Source organism: Variovorax sp. PEI5, from assembly GCF_056679935.1.
The window spans coordinates 415,091-430,976 of record NZ_JBWXPH010000003.1 but is presented as its reverse complement, the minus strand read 5'-3'; the positions used below and the strand labels follow the sequence as shown (position 1 = coordinate 430,976).

Sequence of the window (15,886 nt, the reverse complement as noted above, 5' to 3'; positions counted from 1 at the left end):
CATCGAGTCTCCGCCCGCCCCGGCGCGGCACCAAGCCGCGTCCGAGCAGTGGAGCGCTGTCGATTGCGCAACAATCGCCGCATGGTCCTCCCACGCATCGTTCATGGAAACCCAGCATCTGAGAACCTTCATTGAGGTCGTGCGGCAGGGCAGCTTCGCGGGCGCGGCGCGTCGTCTGGATCTGGCGTCCTCGCAGGTCACCCGCGCCATCGCCGCGCTCGAGGCCGACCTGGGTACGCGCCTCATGCATCGCACCACGCGCAAGCTGACATTGACGGAATCAGGCGCGGCCTACTTTCGCCGGGTGAGCTCGCTCATGGACGAGCTCGACGCGGCGGCCGACGACGCACGCGCCAGCACGGGGGCGATCCGAGGACTGGTGCGCCTGACGGCTTCCCTCGCGCTTGGACAGAGACTGGTCGTGCCGCTGCTGGAGAAACTGCATCGCCAGCATCCGGGCCTCCAGCTGGAGCTGCGCTTGAGCGACCTCGTCGTCGATCTGGTCGGGCAGCAGGTGGACGTGGCGCTGCGCCAGAGCCCGTCGATCGACGAGTCCCTGATCGGCCTGCGACTCGGTCCCATGCGGTTTCGCGTCTGCGCGAGTCCCGGCTATCTCATGGACCATGGACGGCCCGAAATCCCCGCCGAACTCTCGCATCGGGACTGCCTGCGGATCGCGCTGCCAGGATTCAACAGCGCTTGGTCGTTCCGCCGCCGGGGCGACACGAATGCCGAGGTCGAAGTCGTTCCCATCGGTGGCTGGCTCTCGGCATCCTCGTCGATGTCGCTGCTCGCGTCGGCCGTCGATGGACTGGGCCCCGTCCTGTTGGCGGATTGGCTGGTCGAGGCCGACGTCCAGGCGGGACGCCTGGTGGTCCTGTTTCCCGAATACGAGGTGACCTCGACCCATTTCGACAATGCGGTCTGGCTCCTGTACGCCTCGCGCGAGCATCTGCCGCGGCGCGTCCGGATGGTGGTCGACTTCCTGCGCACCGAGCTGCGGCCGCTGCTCGGCGCCCCGGATTGAAGGCGCGCGCGCCTCAGGCCAGGGCGGGCAGCTTGTCGAGAATCTTTTCCAGCGTGATGGGATAGTCCCGCACCCTGGCTCCGGTGGCGTTGTGGATCGCGTTGGCGATGGCGGCCGCGACGCCGCACAGGCCGAGCTCGCCCACGCCCTTGGCCTTCATGGGCGACATGGTGGGGTCGACCTCGTCCAGGAAGATCACGTCCTGCTGGGGGATGTCGGCATGCACGGGCACCTCGTAGCCGGCGAGATCGTGGTTGATGAAGCAGCCGACCTGTTTGTCCACCACCAGATGCTCCATCAGCGCCGCGCCGGCGCCCATCACCATCGCGCCGATCACCTGGCTGCGCGCCGCCTTGGGGTTCAGGATGCGTCCGGCCGCGCACACCGCCAGCATGCGCCGCAGCCGGACCTCGCCGGTGAATGCATGGACCCCAAGCTCGACGAAATGCGCGCCGAAGGTCTGCTGCGCATAGCGCTTCGACAGGTCGCCATAGGTGATCTCGTCCTCGGCCACGAGTTCGCCCAGCTCGGCGGCCTTTGTCAGTGGCAGGCTGCGATCGCCCGCGCGGACGATGCCGTCGGCGAACTCGACATCGGGGCCCTGGAAGCCCAGCCTCCGCGCGACGGCCTCCCGCAGCTTGACGCAAGCCGCATACACGCCCGAGGTCGACGAGGCGGCGCCCCATTGCCCGCCCGAGCCCGGGGATTCGGGGAAGTCGCTGTCCGCCAGCCGCACGACGACGTGCTCGAGAGCGACACCCATCATCTCGGCTGCTGTCTGCGCGACGATGGTGTAGCTGCCGGTGCCGATGTCGGTCATGTCGGTCTCGACGGTGACCATGCCCCGGGCATCGAGCCGCACTCGCGCGGCTGATTTCGCGATGGGTGCTCCGCGGATGGCGGAGGCCACGCCCATGCCGATCAGCCAGTCATGTTCGCGCACCTGCCCGGGCGTCGCCCGCCGGCGGTCCCAGCCGAAACGCGCCGCGCCCACGCGCAGACATTCGACCAGCTGCCGCGTCGAGAACGGACGGTCGGGCTGCTCGGGGTCGACGCGGGTGTCGTTGAGGATGCGGAATTCGACCGGATCCAGCCCCAGCTTCTCGGCCATCTCGTCCATGGCGATCTCGAGCGTCATCATGCCCGGCGCCTCGCCCGGCGCGCGCATGGCGTTGCCTTCGGCCAGATCCAGCACCGCGAGACGCAGCCGGGTCATCCGATGGGCGCCGGCGTAGAGCAGCCGCGTCGACGCCGTGGCCGCTTCCGTGCGGCCGCCGCGCAGGTTGCCCGACCAGCTCTCGTGCCCGATGGCGGTGATCCTGCCATCGGGCATCGCGCCGATGCGAAGGCGCTGGATCGTGGCGGGGCGATGCGTCGTGCTGTTGAAGACGAGCGGGCGGGTCAGCGCGACCTTGACGGGCCGGCCCACGGCGCGGGCTGCCAGCGCCGCCGACACCGTGTCCGCGAGCACCGTGCCCTTGCCGCCGAAGCCGCCACCGATGTAGGCGGCCACCAGGCGGATGTTCTCCTTGGGCAGGCCCAGTATCAAGCCCAGGTCGCGCGCACCCCAGTTGAGCTGCTGGATCGGGCACCAGCAGGTCAGTCGGTCGCCCTTCCAGGCCGCGATCGTGGCATGGGGTTCCATCATCGCGTGCGACTGGTCTGGCGTGGTGTAGAGCTCGTCGAGCCGCACCGGCGCGGCCGCGAAGGCGCCATCGAAGTCCCCGATCGACGACTGGGGCGGCGGGCCGAACTCGGACGGCTTCGGCGCGAACGCGGTGGCCTTCGCGGCAGCCAGGTCGTAGGCGCCCTCGGCGCGCACGTACCGCACGTCGATCAGGGATGCGGCGTCGCGCGCCTGTTCGAAGGTCTCCGCGACGACGATGGCCACCGCCTGGCCATAGTGATCCACCTCGGGGCCCGCCAGTGCGCGGTCGACGTAGAAGGCCCCGACGCCGAGCCTCCCGGCGTTCGCGGCCGTCACGACGGCCAGCACCCCCGGCACCGCGCGCGCCCGGGCGTCGTCGATGCCGGTGATCCGGCCCTTGCCGATGGAGGCTCCCAGTACGTAGCCATAGGCCGGCGCGCCGCCGATCTCCCGCTCCGGATACTCGTATGAATACCGGGCCGTGCCGGTCGTCTTCAAGGGGCCCTCGATGCGGTCGGTCGGCTGGCCGACGACGCGGAGGCGATCGATGGGATTGATGCCCGCGGGCGTGTCGAATTTCATGATGTCATCCTTTCGCCTGCGCCAGCACGGCGCCGATCGTGCGCTCGGTCAGGACGAGCTTGAACGCGTTCTCCTGGGTCGGCTTCGCGCCGGCCAGAAGGGCCTCGGCCGCGGCCTTCGAGCCGCTCGCCATCGCGGCGTCGGCCGTGTCGGTCCGCCATGGCCTGGCCGCCAGGCCACCGGCGGCGAGCCGCCCCGTTCCATCGCGCTGCACCACAGCAGCGATGGAAACCAGCGCGAACGCATAGGACGCGCGGTCCCTGACCTTGCGATAGATGTGGGTGCCGCCCAGGGGGCGGGGAAGGGTCACCGCGGTGATGAACTCGGCGGGTTCGAGCGCCGTCTCCAGGTGTGGTGTGTCGCCGGGCAACCGATGGAAATCGGCGATCGGGATGGTGCGCGTCCCGCCATCGGGGCGTATGGTGTGGACTTCCGCGTCGAGCACCCGCATGGCCACGGCCATGTCGCCTGGATGCGTGGCGATGCACGATGCGCTCGCGCCCAGCACCGCCAGCGAGCGGCTGGAGCCCTGGATGGCCGCGCAGCCGCTACCAGGCGAGCGCTTGTTGCAGGGCAGGTTGACATCGTAGAAGTACGGACAACGGGTGCGCTGCAGCAGGTTGCCGGCGGTGGTCGCGCGATTGCGTAATTGGCCGGACGCGCCGGCGAGCAGCGCGCGGGAGAGCACGCCATGGTCGCGTCGCACGCGTTCGTCGGCCGCGAGATCGGTGTTGCGCACCAGGGCGCCGATGCGCAGGCCGCCCATGGCCGTGGCCTCGATCCGATCCAGCCCAAGGCCATTGACGTCGATCAGATGCGCCGGCGTCTCGATCTGGAGCTTCATCAGGTCGAGCAGGTTGGTGCCGCCGGCGATGAACCGGCTGGCCGCCGGTGCGCGGGCGGCCAGCGCGGCGGCCTCGGCCGGCGTGCGCGCGCGCTCGTAGCTGAATGATTTCATGCCGTGCCCCCTGCGACTCCGGAGATCGCATCGACGATGTTGGCGTAGGCGCCACAGCGGCAGAGGTTGCCGGTCATGCGCTCTCGCAGCTCGTCGGCGCTGGACATCGGCCGAACCATGAGGTCGTGGGTGACGTGGCTCGGAATGCCTTGCTTGATTTCGTCCAGAACGGCCACCGCCGAGCAGATCTGTCCAGGTGTGCAGTAGCCGCACTGAAAACCGTCGTGCTTCACGAAGGCGGTCTGCATGGGATGCATGGCGGCGGGCGTGCCCAGGCCTTCCACGGTGACGACCTGGGCGCCTCCGTGCATGACCGCCAGAGTCAGGCATGAATTCAGCCGGCGCCCGTCGACGATCACGGTGCAAGCACCGCACTGGCCGTGGTCGCAACCCTTCTTGGTACCGGTGAGGTGCAGGTGCTCGCGCAAGGCGTCCAGCAGGGTCGTGCGCGGGTCGAGTTCAAGGTGTCGAGCCTTGCCGTTCACCTGGAGGCTCACACGGTGGGCCGATTCGACATGTGGGACTGGAGCGGGATTCATGGCGTTGGTCTCCTGGGGCGCGGCTTCGCAATGGGCGACGACCGGGACTCCCGCGCCGTACACGAGGAGTTCGCGTCGATTGATCCTGGGATGGCTGGTGTCTTCCATGGGCTTTCGTTCGTGGGTGATCGGGATTGCTCGCGCCGCCATGCGGCTGGCAGGTTGGACGTGGCCGCCTAGAACCAGTCTCCCAAGTGCGGTCCGGGAAAACCAGTCGCGCCCGGGCAGTGCACCGTTGCGCCACGGGCAGCAATGTGGGCGTCGTGGCCTACGTGTGTCGGATCGGATCGGGTCGGCTTGGGTCCGGTCGCCTCGCGCTAGCGCTTGGCTCTCGCGGCGATCTGCCGGGACAGCGCGCCCCGGGCCCGCGTCGCGGCTTCCGGACCGACCCGGTCGGCGAGCACCTGCGTCAGCTGGGTGAGCTGGCCCGCCGAGATCCCGACGTTCATGCTGATGCCCATGTGCGACTGCAGCTGGGAATCGACGCCCTGGAGTGCGGACAGCATGCTCACCGTGGCGATCTCGCGGCTCTGCCAGTCGAGGTTGTCCCGCTCGAAGATGTCGCCGAAGAGGTGCGCGCGCAGATACTCGTTGGCGACCGGGGCGAAGTCGAACAAGGGCCCTGTCACCGGCGCTCCCGACAACCGGGTCTGGTTGTCGGTGCCGGCGGCCAGCAGCGCATCGCCCTTTGGGATCGGGCGGCTCGGCTCGCGCCCCGGAGCATCCTGGATGCCGCGCTGCCTGCGCGCCCCGGTCACCTTCATCAGTTCTCCCAATGCGTTCAGACTGCGCGGAAAGCCGGCATAGGCGTAGAGTTGCACCAGGATTTCCCTGGCGTCGCTCACCGCCATGCCAGCGTCGAGTCCCTGGTCGAGGGCCTCGGCGAGGCGAGGCATGTCGCCGGCGGCGGCATGGGCTGCGATCGGGACGATGGCCTGCTGGCGAGCCGATAGCGTGTCGGCCTGGGCCTGGGTGGGGGCTTGGATCATGGAGTCGGGTCGTCCTGGGGGTGTCGCCGCGTGGCCGAGCGCGGAGGCGACGCCGAGGGCCAGCGCGGCGCAGAGTCGGGCCGCGGGGTCAGCGTGCGGTGTATTGGTCATCGCTGACTTTCTCCATCCATTCGACGTTCTTTCCATCGATCGTGCCGGACACGGTCAGATGGGTCATCGCCGTCGTCGGGGCCGCGCCGTGCCAGTGCTTGACGCCGGGTGGACACCATACCGAATCGCCGGGCCGGATCTCCTGGATCGGCTGGCCCCATTGCTGGGTCCTGCCCACGCCGGAGACGACGAGCAAACGCTGCCCCTTCGGATGCGTGTGCCAAGCCGAGCGTGCGCCGGGCTCGAAGGTCACGTGGGCGCCGGCGGCATTGATGTCGTCATTGGCGTTCCAGATCGGATCCACGCGCACATGGCCGGTGAAGAACGCCTCCGGGCCCGGCACGGAGGCCTGGGTCCCCACGCGGACGACGACCTGGCCGCTGGCCGGGGCCCCCACGGCGGGGCCGGCCGCCTGGGCCATGACGGCGTGCAGCGCGGACAGACCGACAAGGATCAGAACGGATGCGCGCATGGGTGCATGTCTCCTGTAGTTGACGCAGGACGCGTCGGATTCACTGGCCGCGGCCATCGGGCGGTCCCGCGAGGCAGTCCTCGTTCGTGACGTGTTCGAGCCGGACGACGTTCCTGCCGTCGAGGGCCTCCTGGATGGCGATGTGCGTCATCGCCGTGCCAGGCCGAACGCGCGCCAGGCTTGAACGTGACGCTGGCGCACGATGTCCGCGCGGGGAGCGGTGGACTGTGGAGGGGGTCGATCCGGACGGTGCCGGTGAAATATTCCGCTGGTCCCTTGATCGATGGTTGAGTTCCTGCCCGGATGAGCTTCATGCGACGCCTCCTTGAGAAGATGCCTCAAGGTTAGGCGGACCCGCCGTCGGCCACTAGCCGTCGGGAACCGCAAGGACCCATGAGATCGATTCATGAATGCCACGATTGGATGCCACGTCGACATCATCGGCAGCACATCGAGTGCGGTACGCGTTCCATCCGATGGCCGGGCACGGGATCGGGCTGCGATACCTGCCAGTGATCCGTCATGGGGCGATTCCTCGTCCTTGAAGAAAAAGCCGCGCGTCGGGCGCTCGCCTTTTCTGCCGTCTTTTTTACCGATCCCTGACTGACGCCCGGGACGCATCGGCGCTCGTGCCGGCGATGCGGTGACCACCCGGGATGGGGGCACGGCCCGCCCGGAAGCGACGTGACATGCCTCGTCGCCGATGCGCGCCATGCCTTGGACGGACGGGCATGCCATTTGCCCGATGTGTGCGGGCAGGCGCGATCGCCTGCCGTATCCATCAAGTCCAAGGAGATGCCCATGTCGTCCATCGAGAGTCCCACGGCGGCCTTCAGATCCCAACGCGTCCTGCTCGTCGACGCGGACGCGGATGCGGATGCGCAAGCCTCGGAAGTGCTTGCGACCTTGTTGCGGCTGAGTTCACCGGGTGTGACGACCGCCAGCGCGCACGGCTCGCGCGCCGCGGCCGCGCTGGCGCAGGAGTTCCGACCCGACGTGGCCATCATCGACCTGGGGTGGCGGACGGCAAGCGGCGCGGTGTGCGCGGGCGCCGTGCTCGCCGGATGCGCGGGTTCCAGGCCCCTGATGATCGCGCTCATGGCGAACCACCCGCAGGGCGATGGCATCGAGCCATCCAGCCTGTTCGACCATGTGCTGCCCAAACCCCTCGAACTTCGCGACCTGATGATCCTGATCGCGAAACAAGGCCAGCTCGCTTGGCACTGATCCGGAAACACCATGACGACACGAAATGCCACCCCTCCTTTCGCCGAACAACCGCAGAAGCCTCCGGGGCTCGAGAGCGAGATGAGTCCTCTTCCCGATTTCGGAGCATCGAGTTACGAGGGTTCCGGAAAGCTCGTCGGGAAAGCCGCGCTGATCACGGGCGGCGACAGCGGCATCGGTCGCGCGGTGGCGCTGGCCTTCGCGCGCGAAGGGGCGGATGTCCTGATCTCCTATCTCGCCGAGGAAGCCAGTGATGCCGCCGAGACCCGATGCTGGATCGAGGCCGCGGGCCAGCGCTGCGTGGAGATGCCCGGGGACATTCGCGACGAAGCGCATTGCAGTGCGCTGGTGGAGAAAGCCATGGCGAGCTTCGGCCGTCTCGACATCCTGGTGAACAACGCCGCGTTCCAGATGAGTCACGAAAGCCTCGAGGACATCTCCGCCGAGGAGTTCGATCGCACGTTCCGCACCAATGTCCATGCCAATTTCTATCTCTGCAAGGCGGCCGTGCGGCACATGACACCGGGTTCGTCGATCATCAACACGGCCTCGGTCAATGCGGACAAGCCCAATGCCAGTCTGGTGGCCTATGCATCGACCAAGGGCGCGATCCAGAACCTGTCGGGTGGCATGGCGCAATTGCTCGCCGACAAGGGGATCCGCGTCAACTGCGTGGCCCCCGGGCCTGTCTGGACACCGCTGATTCCCTCGACGATGCCGGCCGATCAGGTCGGCAAATTCGGCGAGCAGACGCCCATGAAGCGTCCTGGCCAGCCGCATGAACTGCAGGGCGCCTATGTGCTGCTGGCCTCCGACCAGGCGAGCTACATCTCCGGAGCGACGATCGCCGTCACCGGTGGCGTGCCTTTCATCTAGGGGGGCGATCGACCGAGCGCGAGCGCGGTCCCTGGTCCGAGGCGCTGGAGGGCGAGGAGCGCAACGCCTACGGACTCGCGGCCATCCGCGCCCACCTGCGCACCTTCGTCTGGCACTTCTTCAAGACCAGCCAGTTCAAGCGCTCGTGCGTGCCCAATGGGCCCGAGGTCGGCTCGATCGGCAGCCGTCGATCCACCACGGCGCTCTCCAACAGGAACGACGAGGAAAGACATGCCAGCCCAAGTCCCTGAAACCCATCACGACCGGACCGTGGCCTACCTCAAGGAGCATTCACTCGTCGTCGTGACGGCCGAGTCATGCACGGCCGGGCTGATCGCCTCGCGCCTGGCGGGCACGGCCGGCGCCGGCAGCGTCCTGGAATCGGCCTTCGTGGTCTACGACCCCAAGGCCAAGAAACGCTGCCTGGGCGTCCTCGACGAGACGCTCGAACGCCACAACCTGACCAGCGAGCCCGTCGCGCTGGAGATGGCCCGGGGGGCCCTGAACAACAGCGACGCCAACGTGGCGATCTCCAACACCGGCGTCGCCGACGATTCCGATCCGGCGATCCCGGCGGGAACCCAGTGCTATGCCTGGATCTTCCGCGACGCCACGGGCGACCGTCGCGAATTCACCGAGACCCGGATCTTCCGCGGAACGCGCAACGAGATCCGCGAGGCCAGCGCCGACCATGCCCTGGACCGGATCGCCCATTACCACGACGCGTCGAGAGAGACGCCGTCGATGGCGATGCGATCCTCGGATCCGATGGCGCGACCGGTGGAATCTCAGGTGCCGCAGAACGTCCGATAGCCGGCCGTGATTTCCCGGGACGCGGGCTGTCCATACATCGTGTTCGACGATGTGACCTCGTAGGGATGGCGCAAGGCCGCGAGCAGGTGCTCGAAGGGCGCCAGATCGTCCCGCTGTGAAGCCGCCTCCAGGGCTTCCTCGACGCGGTGGTTGCGCGCGATGATCCAGGGATTGACCCGCGCCATGCGCGTCGCGCGCTCGATGGAAGACGGCGTGCGGGTCGCCCGGTCCTCCCTGCCGCAATGCTCACGCCAGCGCGCCAGCCAGTCCTGCAGCGCCGGTGCGTCTTCGAACAAGGTGCGCAGCCAGCTGTCGTCTCCCGCCGCGGCATCGCCCAGACGTCGCCAGCCGAGCGTGAAATCCACGCCATGCGCATGCATCAGCGCCAGCCAGTCATCGACCAGGGCCGCATCGGCCGGGTCCGTGCTGTGTTCGAGGCCCAGCTTGGCCCGCTGACCCTGCAGCAGGTGCGCCTGGTAGAGCGGCGCGAAGGCCTCGATCACGGCCGTGGCCTCCGCCACCGCCTGGTCGATGTCGCCCGGGCCGTTGCCCGCGGAGATCAGTGGCAGCAAGGCCTCGGCCAGACGTGCCAGATTCCACCGCGCGATGGTCGGCTGGTTGCCATAGGCATAGCGCCCGGTCCTGTCGATCGAGCTGAACACGGCTTCGGGATCGAAGGCCTCCATGAACGCGCAGGGTCCGTAGTCGATGGTCTCCCCGGAGAGGGTCATGTTGTCGGTGTTCATGACGCCATGAATGAAGCCCACGTTCATCCACTGGGCGATCAATGCCGCCTGGCGCTGCGAGACCCGGCGCAGCAGCTCGAGATAGCGCCCCGGGGCCGGATGCTGCGCGAGGTCCGGATCGTGGCGGGCGATGGCGTAGTCCGCCAGCTGGCGCAGACGGTCGAGTTCCTGGCGGGCCGCATAGAACTGGAACGTGCCCACGCGCAGATGGCTCGATGCCACCCGCGTGAGCACCGCGCCGGGCAGCATGGTCTCACGATGGACCGGTTCGCCCGTCCCGACGACGGCGAGGGCGCGCGTGGTGGGGATGCCCAGGGCATGCATGGCCTCGCCGACGAGCACCTCGCGCAGCATCGGGCCGAGCGCGGCCTTGCCGTCGCCGCCGCGCGAGTAGGGAGTCCGGCCGGACCCCTTGAGCGCGAGGTCGTACCGATGACCCCGCTGGTCGAGGATCTCGCCCAGGAGCAGCGCGCGCCCATCGCCCAGCTGGGGCGAGAAGCCACCGAACTGGTGGCCCGCATAGGCCTGGGCGAGTGGTTCGGCGCCCTCGGGAACGTGATTGCCGCCGAAGATCGCGGCGCCTCGTTCGCCGTCCAGGGCGGTGCTGTCGAGACCGAGCGATTCGGCCAGCGCCCGATCGAAGAAGACCAGGCGCGGTGCCGGCACCGATGCCGGCTTCCAGGACTGGTAGAAGCCCGGGAGATCGCGGGCGAAGGTGTTGTCGAAGTCGAACAGGGGTTGATCGGGGTGTGCCATGACCCGAGGGTATGCAGGCAGCGGTGCCAGGCCTGTGGGTCAATGCCGACACCTCCGCGCGCCCCTGATGTGAATTAATTCATTAATTGAATAACACGAACGTGTTATAGACAGGGCTGAATGTAATAGTTATTCTAAAGCGGCTAATTTCTTGAAGATGTGACTCAAGGGCGTGCTCCCTTTCCTTCCCATTTCGTCACTCCTCCCGGATCTCGAGAGGTCATCGACTCTTTCATTGCAGACCCGGGCTTCGAAGTCAGTTCTCGTATGTCCCTCCCGCGTTTTCAAGAATCCCAGAGTACCCATGCACGTCGCTCCACCGCTGGCCAATGAAGTCACTCGCCTGGCTGCGCTGCGCCAGCTCAGCCTGCTCGATACGCCAGCGGAGGAGCGCTTCGATCGATACACGCGCCTGGCCAAGCGCCTGTTCGACGTCCCCATGGCCCTGATCAGCCTGATCGACCAGGACAGACAGTGGTTCAAGTCGTGCGCGGGCACGTCGATCACGCAGACACCGCGCGACATCAGCTTCTGCGGCCACACCATCGCCGCGGACGACATCCTGCTCGTCCCCGATGCCCTGCGGGATCCGCGTTTCCACGACAACCCGGGCGTGATCGGCGAGCCCCATGTACGGTTCTATGCGGGCTGTCCCCTGTCGGTGGCCGATGGCAGCCGCATCGGCACGCTGTGCGTCATGGATACCCGCCCACGCTCGCTCGGCGAGGAGGACCTGAGGCTGCTCAGGGACCTGGCGGACATGGCCGAACAGGAGTTCGCCATCGGGCAGCTGGCCCACATGGACGAGCTCACGCAGGTCTCCAATCGGCGCGGCTTCCAGGCCCTGGCCCAGCGGGCGCTGGACCGGTGCTGGCGCCTGCGGCTGCCCGTGTCGGTCCTGTTCTTCGATCTCGATGGATTCAAGACCCTCAACGACGGGTGGGGCCATGCGCAGGGGGATCGGGCCCTGACCGCCTTCGCCGCATTGCTGCTGGCCGTCTTCCGTGATTCCGACGTGGTCGGGCGGCTCGGTGGGGACGAGTTCGGCGTCCTGCTCTCCAACTGTTCCGAAGCCGATACGCGGAGCGCCGTGGAGCGCCTGCGGATCGCGCTCGAGGCCCACAACCACGCCGTGGGGCACGGCCAGGAACTTCGCTTCAGCGTCGGTCAGGCGACCACCGACCCGTCCGGCTTCCGCACGGTCGACATGCTGCTGGCCGAAGCCGATGCGCGGATGTACGAGATGAAGCGGCGCAGGGGGGTCATGTAGATCGAGCGTGCAGACCCCTCGTCGGCCCTGCGAATCTACGGATCGACGATGGGAACGACACATCCGAGGGGCTCGCCCGCCATCCCGGCTGATGAACGACATTCAAAGGCGTTGTCTGATCGACGAACCCACCCGCATGCATAGGAATGGCGCCACGGCGCGATCGGCTCAACATCGCACCGTGCGCGTCACGACACTCTTCGTCGTGTTCGTCTGCCTGTCGTTGCTGGCGGTGGATGTCTGGCTGGCGTGGCGATCGAGGGATCAGGAACTGCGCCAGGCCGTCACCAGTAACACCAACCTGGCGGCGGCGGTGTCCGAGCAGATGGATGAGATGGTCTCCGAGGTCGGGTACCTGCTCGATGGCATCGCCTTCGAGCTGGAACTGGAGCATTCGAGGACCCGGGCCTTGGCGCATCTCGAGCCGATCCTGAAGAACCACGCAGCCAGCAATCGGCACATCCACGGCGTCTTCGTCTTCGACGCGCAAGGCGCGTGGATCGTCAATTCCCTGGGCGAGAAGCCGTCCCGCACGCGCAATGCCGATCGCGAGTATTTCATCCGTCATCGCGACGACCCCTCGCTCGGGACCCAGGTCGGCAAGCCGATCACCAGTCGCTCGACGGGCCTGTGGATCATTCCCGTCTCTCGACGCATCAACGATGCATCGGGCCGATTCGCCGGCGTCGTCCTCGCGACCATCCATGTCGACCATCTGAGTCGAATCCTCGGCAAGTTCGAGATCGGCCGGCATGGCGCGGTGACTCTGGCACTGGAAGACGGCGCGATCCTCATGCGCCGGCCGTTCGACGTCGAGAACTTCGGCAAGACCATCGCGGGCACCCAGTTGCACCAGGACTTCACGGCGCGGCCCGCCGGCACGTATCAGAACATCTCGCCATTCGACGGCATCGAGCGGCTGGGTAGTTTCCAGCACGCGCGCAACCATCCACTGCTCGTGTCCGTGGCGTTGTCCAAGCACGAGATGCTGCGTGAATGGCGGGAGAACACCTGGATCCAGACGCTCTGGATCGTGCTGCTGTGCATCGTCACGGCGCTGGCCGGCAGTCAGGTCATCCGCTCCGTGCGTCGACGAGTGAAGGTCGAACTCGACCTCGGCCGGACGCGGGACGCCCTGACGCAGGCGAATGCCCGGCTGGCGCAGCTCGCCAGCTACGACGCGCTGACGGGCCTCGCCAATCGGCGATTCTTCGACGAGACCATGGAGCGCGCCTTCGCCGAGTCCTGCCGCTCCGGACAGCCCCTGAGCCTGGTGATGGTCGATGTCGATCACTTCAAGGCCTACAACGATCTGTATGGTCATCCGGCCGGCGACCGCTGTCTCCAGCAGGTGGCGCAGGCCATCCAGTCGGCCGCGCGCCGACCCCTGGACTTCGTGGCGCGCTATGGTGGCGAGGAACTGGTGATGGTGCTGCCCAACACGGACGCGGCGGGTGCCGCCGTGGTGGCCGACAGCGCGAGAACGGCGCTCGAGGCGATGGGCATTCCCCACGCGGGCCAGTCGCCGGGATACGTGTCCGCGAGTCTGGGCGTCGCGGCCCATGCGCCCGACACCGAGACCGATATCCAGGATGCCCGCGCCTTGCTCGACGCGGCCGATCGAGCCCTCTACCGGGCCAAGGCGCTCGGCCGCAACCAGGTGGTCGTGCATCGACCCGACAGCGCTTGAGCATCGGCTCGCCACCTGCCGCGGAGCCTGCGCGGCGCCATCGAAGACCTCACCGCCGGGCCGATTCCGTCCCCCGAGCCTCGATGTCGACCTCCGAGAGCGGGATCGGTCGGCCCACCCCCCAGCCTTGGGCGCGGTCCACGCCGATCTCCCGCAGGGCGGCCAGGATGGCTTCGTCCTCCACCCATTCCGCCACGGTCCTCAGATGGCACAGGCCCGCGACACGATGGATCGATTCGACGATCGCCCTGCTCACCGGATCCTCGACCATCGTCTTGACGAAGCTCCCGTCGATCTTGACGAAGTCGACCGGCAGCGTCTTCAGATAGCCGAACGACGACAGTCCGGCGCCGAAGTCGTCCAGCGCGAAGAGGCACCCTCGTTGCCTGAGGCAGGCGATGAAGCGCAGGGCGGCCGGCAGATTGGCGATGGCCGCGGTCTCCGTGATCTCGAAACACACCTGCGACGGTTTCCAGCGGCGCCCCTCCATCTGCTCGATGACGTGATCGAGAAAGCCCGCGTCGCCGAAGGACTGGCCCGAGACATTGATCGAGACCTGCACGGGCGCGCCGTGGTCCAGCCAGTCGAAGGCCTGGCGCACGACCCAGCGGTCGATCTGGCCCATCTGGTGATAACGCTCGGCCGCATGGATGAAGGCGCCTGGCGGCACCAGCTGGTCTTCCTCGTCGCGCAGGCGCAGCAGCAATTCGCCATGGCGCATCGCTTCCCATGCGCCGTCGACCCGGACGATCGGCTGGAAGAAGAGCTCGAAGCGGGCATCGTCGAGGTCACGCCGGATGCGGGAGACCCAGCCCATCTGTTCGCGGCGCTGGCGGATGTCCGCGTCCTGCGCATCCACCACGTACACGCGGTTGCGGCCGGCCTCCTTCGCCGTCTGGCAGGCCATGCTCGCGCTGGCGAGGGCGTCGTCGGCCGACCCCCCCGTCTGGGGCAGCACCGCCAGGCCGATGCTGACCGTCAACGTATGGAAGACCCGGGCATGGCGGAAGCGGAAATTCTCGATGTCCTGCCGGATCGTGGCAGCGACGGTCTTGCCGGCGGCCACGGGACATTGAAGGAGCAGCACGCCGAATTCGTCGCCCCCCAGCCGCGCCAGCACATCCGTCTGGCGCAGGCTGCGGCGCAGCAGGGTGGCCACCGCGACCAGGAAGTCGTCGCCCGCGGTGGCACCCGCCGTGTCGTTGATGATCTTGAACTGGTCGAGTCCGATGTGCAGCAGCAGGCTGGGTGGCGCGGCGACCTCCTTCGCGGTGGTCAGCTCCAGGCTGATCAGGCGTTCGAACTCCTGTCGATTGAGCAGCCGGGTCAGCCGGTCGTGGGTCGCCTCGAACTGCCGCTCGGCGTCGTCGATGCGCTTCTGCGTCACGTCGCGCCAGACATAGACCCAGCCTTCGACCTGTCCCGCCTCGCTGCGCAGCGGGGCCATCGTGCTTTCCAGGTGACGCTCGGAACCCCCCGCGCGCACGAGCAGGAAATCGGAGGATCCCCGTGGGGACCAGCGGCGGTGCAGGCCGTCGAGATCGACCGGCCGCCGGGAGGCCGCTTCCAGCAACAGGCCGATCGAATCGATGGATGCGCCGATCGCGGCTCCGGCGGCCAGGCCGGTGACTGTCTCGGCGGTCGGATTGAACGACGTGATGCGACCCCCGGCGTCGGTGGTGATCACCGCGTCGGCGATCGATCGCAGCATCACGGTCAGCTGTTCGTGTTCCACGCGCAGCCGTTGGTGCGACACGGCCAATGCCTCGGTCGCCGCCTCGGCATCGCGTCGCGCCTTGCGCAGCACCTTCTCGAAGCGCCGGGTCTCGGTCGCATCGAAGACCGTGATGGTGACGGTCGCATCGCCACTGGCGGGATCGATCCGCCGCAATGCGCTCGCCAGGATGGGAAAGCGGCTTCCATCCTCGCGCGCCAGATCGAGCGAGACCTCGCTGACCGCGTTCTGCGCTTCGAGTCGCGGTATGAAATGCGTCTCGTACAGGATCCGGCTGGCCGGCGCGAGCAGCTGTTTCCAGCGCAGGCCGCTGCACAGGGCGTCGCGCGACCGACCGGTCCAGAGCGCGAACCGCGCGTTGGTGTCGACGATCGTGCCGTCCGAGCTCGTCGTCAGCAGGCCCCAAGGCGTCTCGGGGGATTCATCGAGCACTACTTTCGATAGCGC

13 protein-coding genes are annotated in these 15,886 nt (G+C 67.7%); 6 read left to right on the top strand and 7 right to left on the bottom strand.

What is annotated here, in order from left to right:
* Positions 1-103: 103 nt before the first annotated feature.
* Positions 104-1,027 carry a LysR family transcriptional regulator gene (locus AC1MLT_RS21425; protein ID WP_481036339.1) on the top strand — a complete coding sequence of 308 codons (924 nt, stop codon included), beginning with the start codon at positions 104-106 and terminating at the stop codon, positions 1,025-1,027.
* Positions 1,028-1,040: 13 nt separating this feature from the next.
* On the opposite strand, the gene paoC is transcribed toward AC1MLT_RS21425, so the two are convergent.
* The 5 genes from paoC to AC1MLT_RS21400 all read right to left on the bottom strand — a co-directional run bounded on the left by paoC (position 1,041) and on the right by AC1MLT_RS21400 (position 6,275).
* Positions 1,041-3,257 (bottom strand): aldehyde oxidoreductase molybdenum-binding subunit PaoC, encoded by a 2,217-nt coding sequence (gene paoC, locus AC1MLT_RS21420; protein WP_481036337.1) that lies wholly within the window; start codon positions 3,255-3,257, stop codon positions 1,041-1,043.
* A 4-nt stretch (positions 3,258-3,261) separates the two neighbouring features.
* Positions 3,262-4,215: an FAD binding domain-containing protein gene (locus AC1MLT_RS21415; protein WP_481036336.1), complete on the bottom strand. Its 954-nt coding sequence runs from the start codon at positions 4,213-4,215 to the stop codon at positions 3,262-3,264.
* Positions 4,212-4,862: an aldehyde dehydrogenase iron-sulfur subunit PaoA gene (gene paoA / locus AC1MLT_RS21410; protein ID WP_481036334.1), complete on the bottom strand. Its 651-nt coding sequence runs from the start codon at positions 4,860-4,862 to the stop codon at positions 4,212-4,214. Before paoA ends, AC1MLT_RS21415 begins: the two co-directional genes overlap by 4 nt.
* A 209-nt stretch (positions 4,863-5,071) precedes the next feature.
* The gene (locus AC1MLT_RS21405; RefSeq protein WP_481036332.1) at positions 5,072-5,743 is read right to left on the bottom strand and encodes a carboxymuconolactone decarboxylase family protein; all 672 of its coding nucleotides are present in this window, start codon (positions 5,741-5,743) and stop codon (positions 5,072-5,074) included.
* Between the two features lie 88 nt (positions 5,744-5,831).
* Positions 5,832-6,275, bottom strand: a complete 444-nt coding sequence (locus AC1MLT_RS21400; RefSeq protein WP_481036436.1) for a (R)-mandelonitrile lyase — start codon at positions 6,273-6,275, stop codon at positions 5,832-5,834.
* Between the two features lie 852 nt (positions 6,276-7,127).
* On the opposite strand from AC1MLT_RS21400, the gene AC1MLT_RS21395 reads away from it, so the two are divergent.
* The 3 genes from AC1MLT_RS21395 to AC1MLT_RS21385 all read left to right on the top strand — a co-directional run bounded on the left by AC1MLT_RS21395 (position 7,128) and on the right by AC1MLT_RS21385 (position 9,242).
* Positions 7,128-7,553, top strand: a complete 426-nt coding sequence (locus tag AC1MLT_RS21395) for a response regulator (RefSeq protein ID WP_481036330.1) — start codon at positions 7,128-7,130, stop codon at positions 7,551-7,553.
* 12 nt (positions 7,554-7,565) lie between these two features.
* Positions 7,566-8,429: a glucose 1-dehydrogenase gene (locus AC1MLT_RS21390; RefSeq protein WP_481036328.1), complete on the top strand. Its 864-nt coding sequence runs from the start codon at positions 7,566-7,568 to the stop codon at positions 8,427-8,429.
* A gap of 231 nt (positions 8,430-8,660) precedes the next feature.
* Entirely contained in the window at positions 8,661-9,242 is a 582-nt protein-coding gene (locus AC1MLT_RS21385) for a CinA family protein (protein WP_481036327.1), read from the top strand.
* On the opposite strand, the gene AC1MLT_RS21380 is transcribed toward AC1MLT_RS21385, so the two are convergent.
* Positions 9,218-10,744, bottom strand: a complete 1,527-nt coding sequence (locus AC1MLT_RS21380; protein WP_481036325.1) for a protein adenylyltransferase SelO — start codon at positions 10,742-10,744, stop codon at positions 9,218-9,220. The two genes, AC1MLT_RS21385 and AC1MLT_RS21380, sit on opposite strands and share 25 nt — an antisense overlap.
* Positions 10,745-11,048: 304 nt before the next feature.
* On the opposite strand from AC1MLT_RS21380, the gene AC1MLT_RS21375 reads away from it, so the two are divergent.
* Both AC1MLT_RS21375 and AC1MLT_RS21370 read left to right on the top strand, forming a co-directional pair.
* Positions 11,049-12,014, top strand: a complete 966-nt coding sequence (locus tag AC1MLT_RS21375; protein WP_481036324.1) for a GGDEF domain-containing protein — start codon at positions 11,049-11,051, stop codon at positions 12,012-12,014.
* Positions 12,015-12,105: 91 nt separating this feature from the next.
* The gene (locus AC1MLT_RS21370; protein WP_481036322.1) at positions 12,106-13,704 is read left to right on the top strand and encodes a sensor domain-containing diguanylate cyclase; all 1,599 of its coding nucleotides are present in this window, start codon (positions 12,106-12,108) and stop codon (positions 13,702-13,704) included.
* 49 nt (positions 13,705-13,753) lie between these two features.
* Here AC1MLT_RS21370 and AC1MLT_RS21365 read toward each other — a convergent pair whose 3' ends face one another.
* A complete protein-coding gene (locus tag AC1MLT_RS21365) occupies positions 13,754-15,871 on the bottom strand; it encodes an EAL domain-containing protein (RefSeq protein WP_481036321.1) in 2,118 nt (705 codons plus the stop codon).
* Positions 15,872-15,886 lie beyond the last annotated feature (15 nt).

What these genes read in the sequence shown, in the direction of transcription:
- AC1MLT_RS21425 (WP_481036339.1), top strand. Translation starts at nt 104, where the DNA reads ATGGAAACCCAGCATCTGAGAACCTTCATTGAGGTCGTGCGGCAGGGC.
- paoC (WP_481036337.1), bottom strand. Translation starts at nt 3,257, where the DNA reads ATGAAATTCGACACGCCCGCGGGCATCAATCCCATCGATCGCCTCCGC.
- AC1MLT_RS21415 (WP_481036336.1), bottom strand. Translation starts at nt 4,215, where the DNA reads ATGAAATCATTCAGCTACGAGCGCGCGCGCACGCCGGCCGAGGCCGCC.
- paoA (WP_481036334.1), bottom strand. Translation starts at nt 4,862, where the DNA reads ATGGAAGACACCAGCCATCCCAGGATCAATCGACGCGAACTCCTCGTG.
- AC1MLT_RS21405 (WP_481036332.1), bottom strand. Translation starts at nt 5,743, where the DNA reads ATGATCCAAGCCCCCACCCAGGCCCAGGCCGACACGCTATCGGCTCGC.
- AC1MLT_RS21400 (WP_481036436.1), bottom strand. Translation starts at nt 6,275, where the DNA reads ATGGCCCAGGCGGCCGGCCCCGCCGTGGGGGCCCCGGCCAGCGGCCAG.
- AC1MLT_RS21395 (WP_481036330.1), top strand. Translation starts at nt 7,128, where the DNA reads ATGTCGTCCATCGAGAGTCCCACGGCGGCCTTCAGATCCCAACGCGTC.
- AC1MLT_RS21390 (WP_481036328.1), top strand. Translation starts at nt 7,566, where the DNA reads ATGACGACACGAAATGCCACCCCTCCTTTCGCCGAACAACCGCAGAAG.
- AC1MLT_RS21385 (WP_481036327.1), top strand. Translation starts at nt 8,661, where the DNA reads ATGCCAGCCCAAGTCCCTGAAACCCATCACGACCGGACCGTGGCCTAC.
- AC1MLT_RS21380 (WP_481036325.1), bottom strand. Translation starts at nt 10,744, where the DNA reads ATGGCACACCCCGATCAACCCCTGTTCGACTTCGACAACACCTTCGCC.
- AC1MLT_RS21375 (WP_481036324.1), top strand. Translation starts at nt 11,049, where the DNA reads ATGCACGTCGCTCCACCGCTGGCCAATGAAGTCACTCGCCTGGCTGCG.
- AC1MLT_RS21370 (WP_481036322.1), top strand. Translation starts at nt 12,106, where the DNA reads ATGAACGACATTCAAAGGCGTTGTCTGATCGACGAACCCACCCGCATG.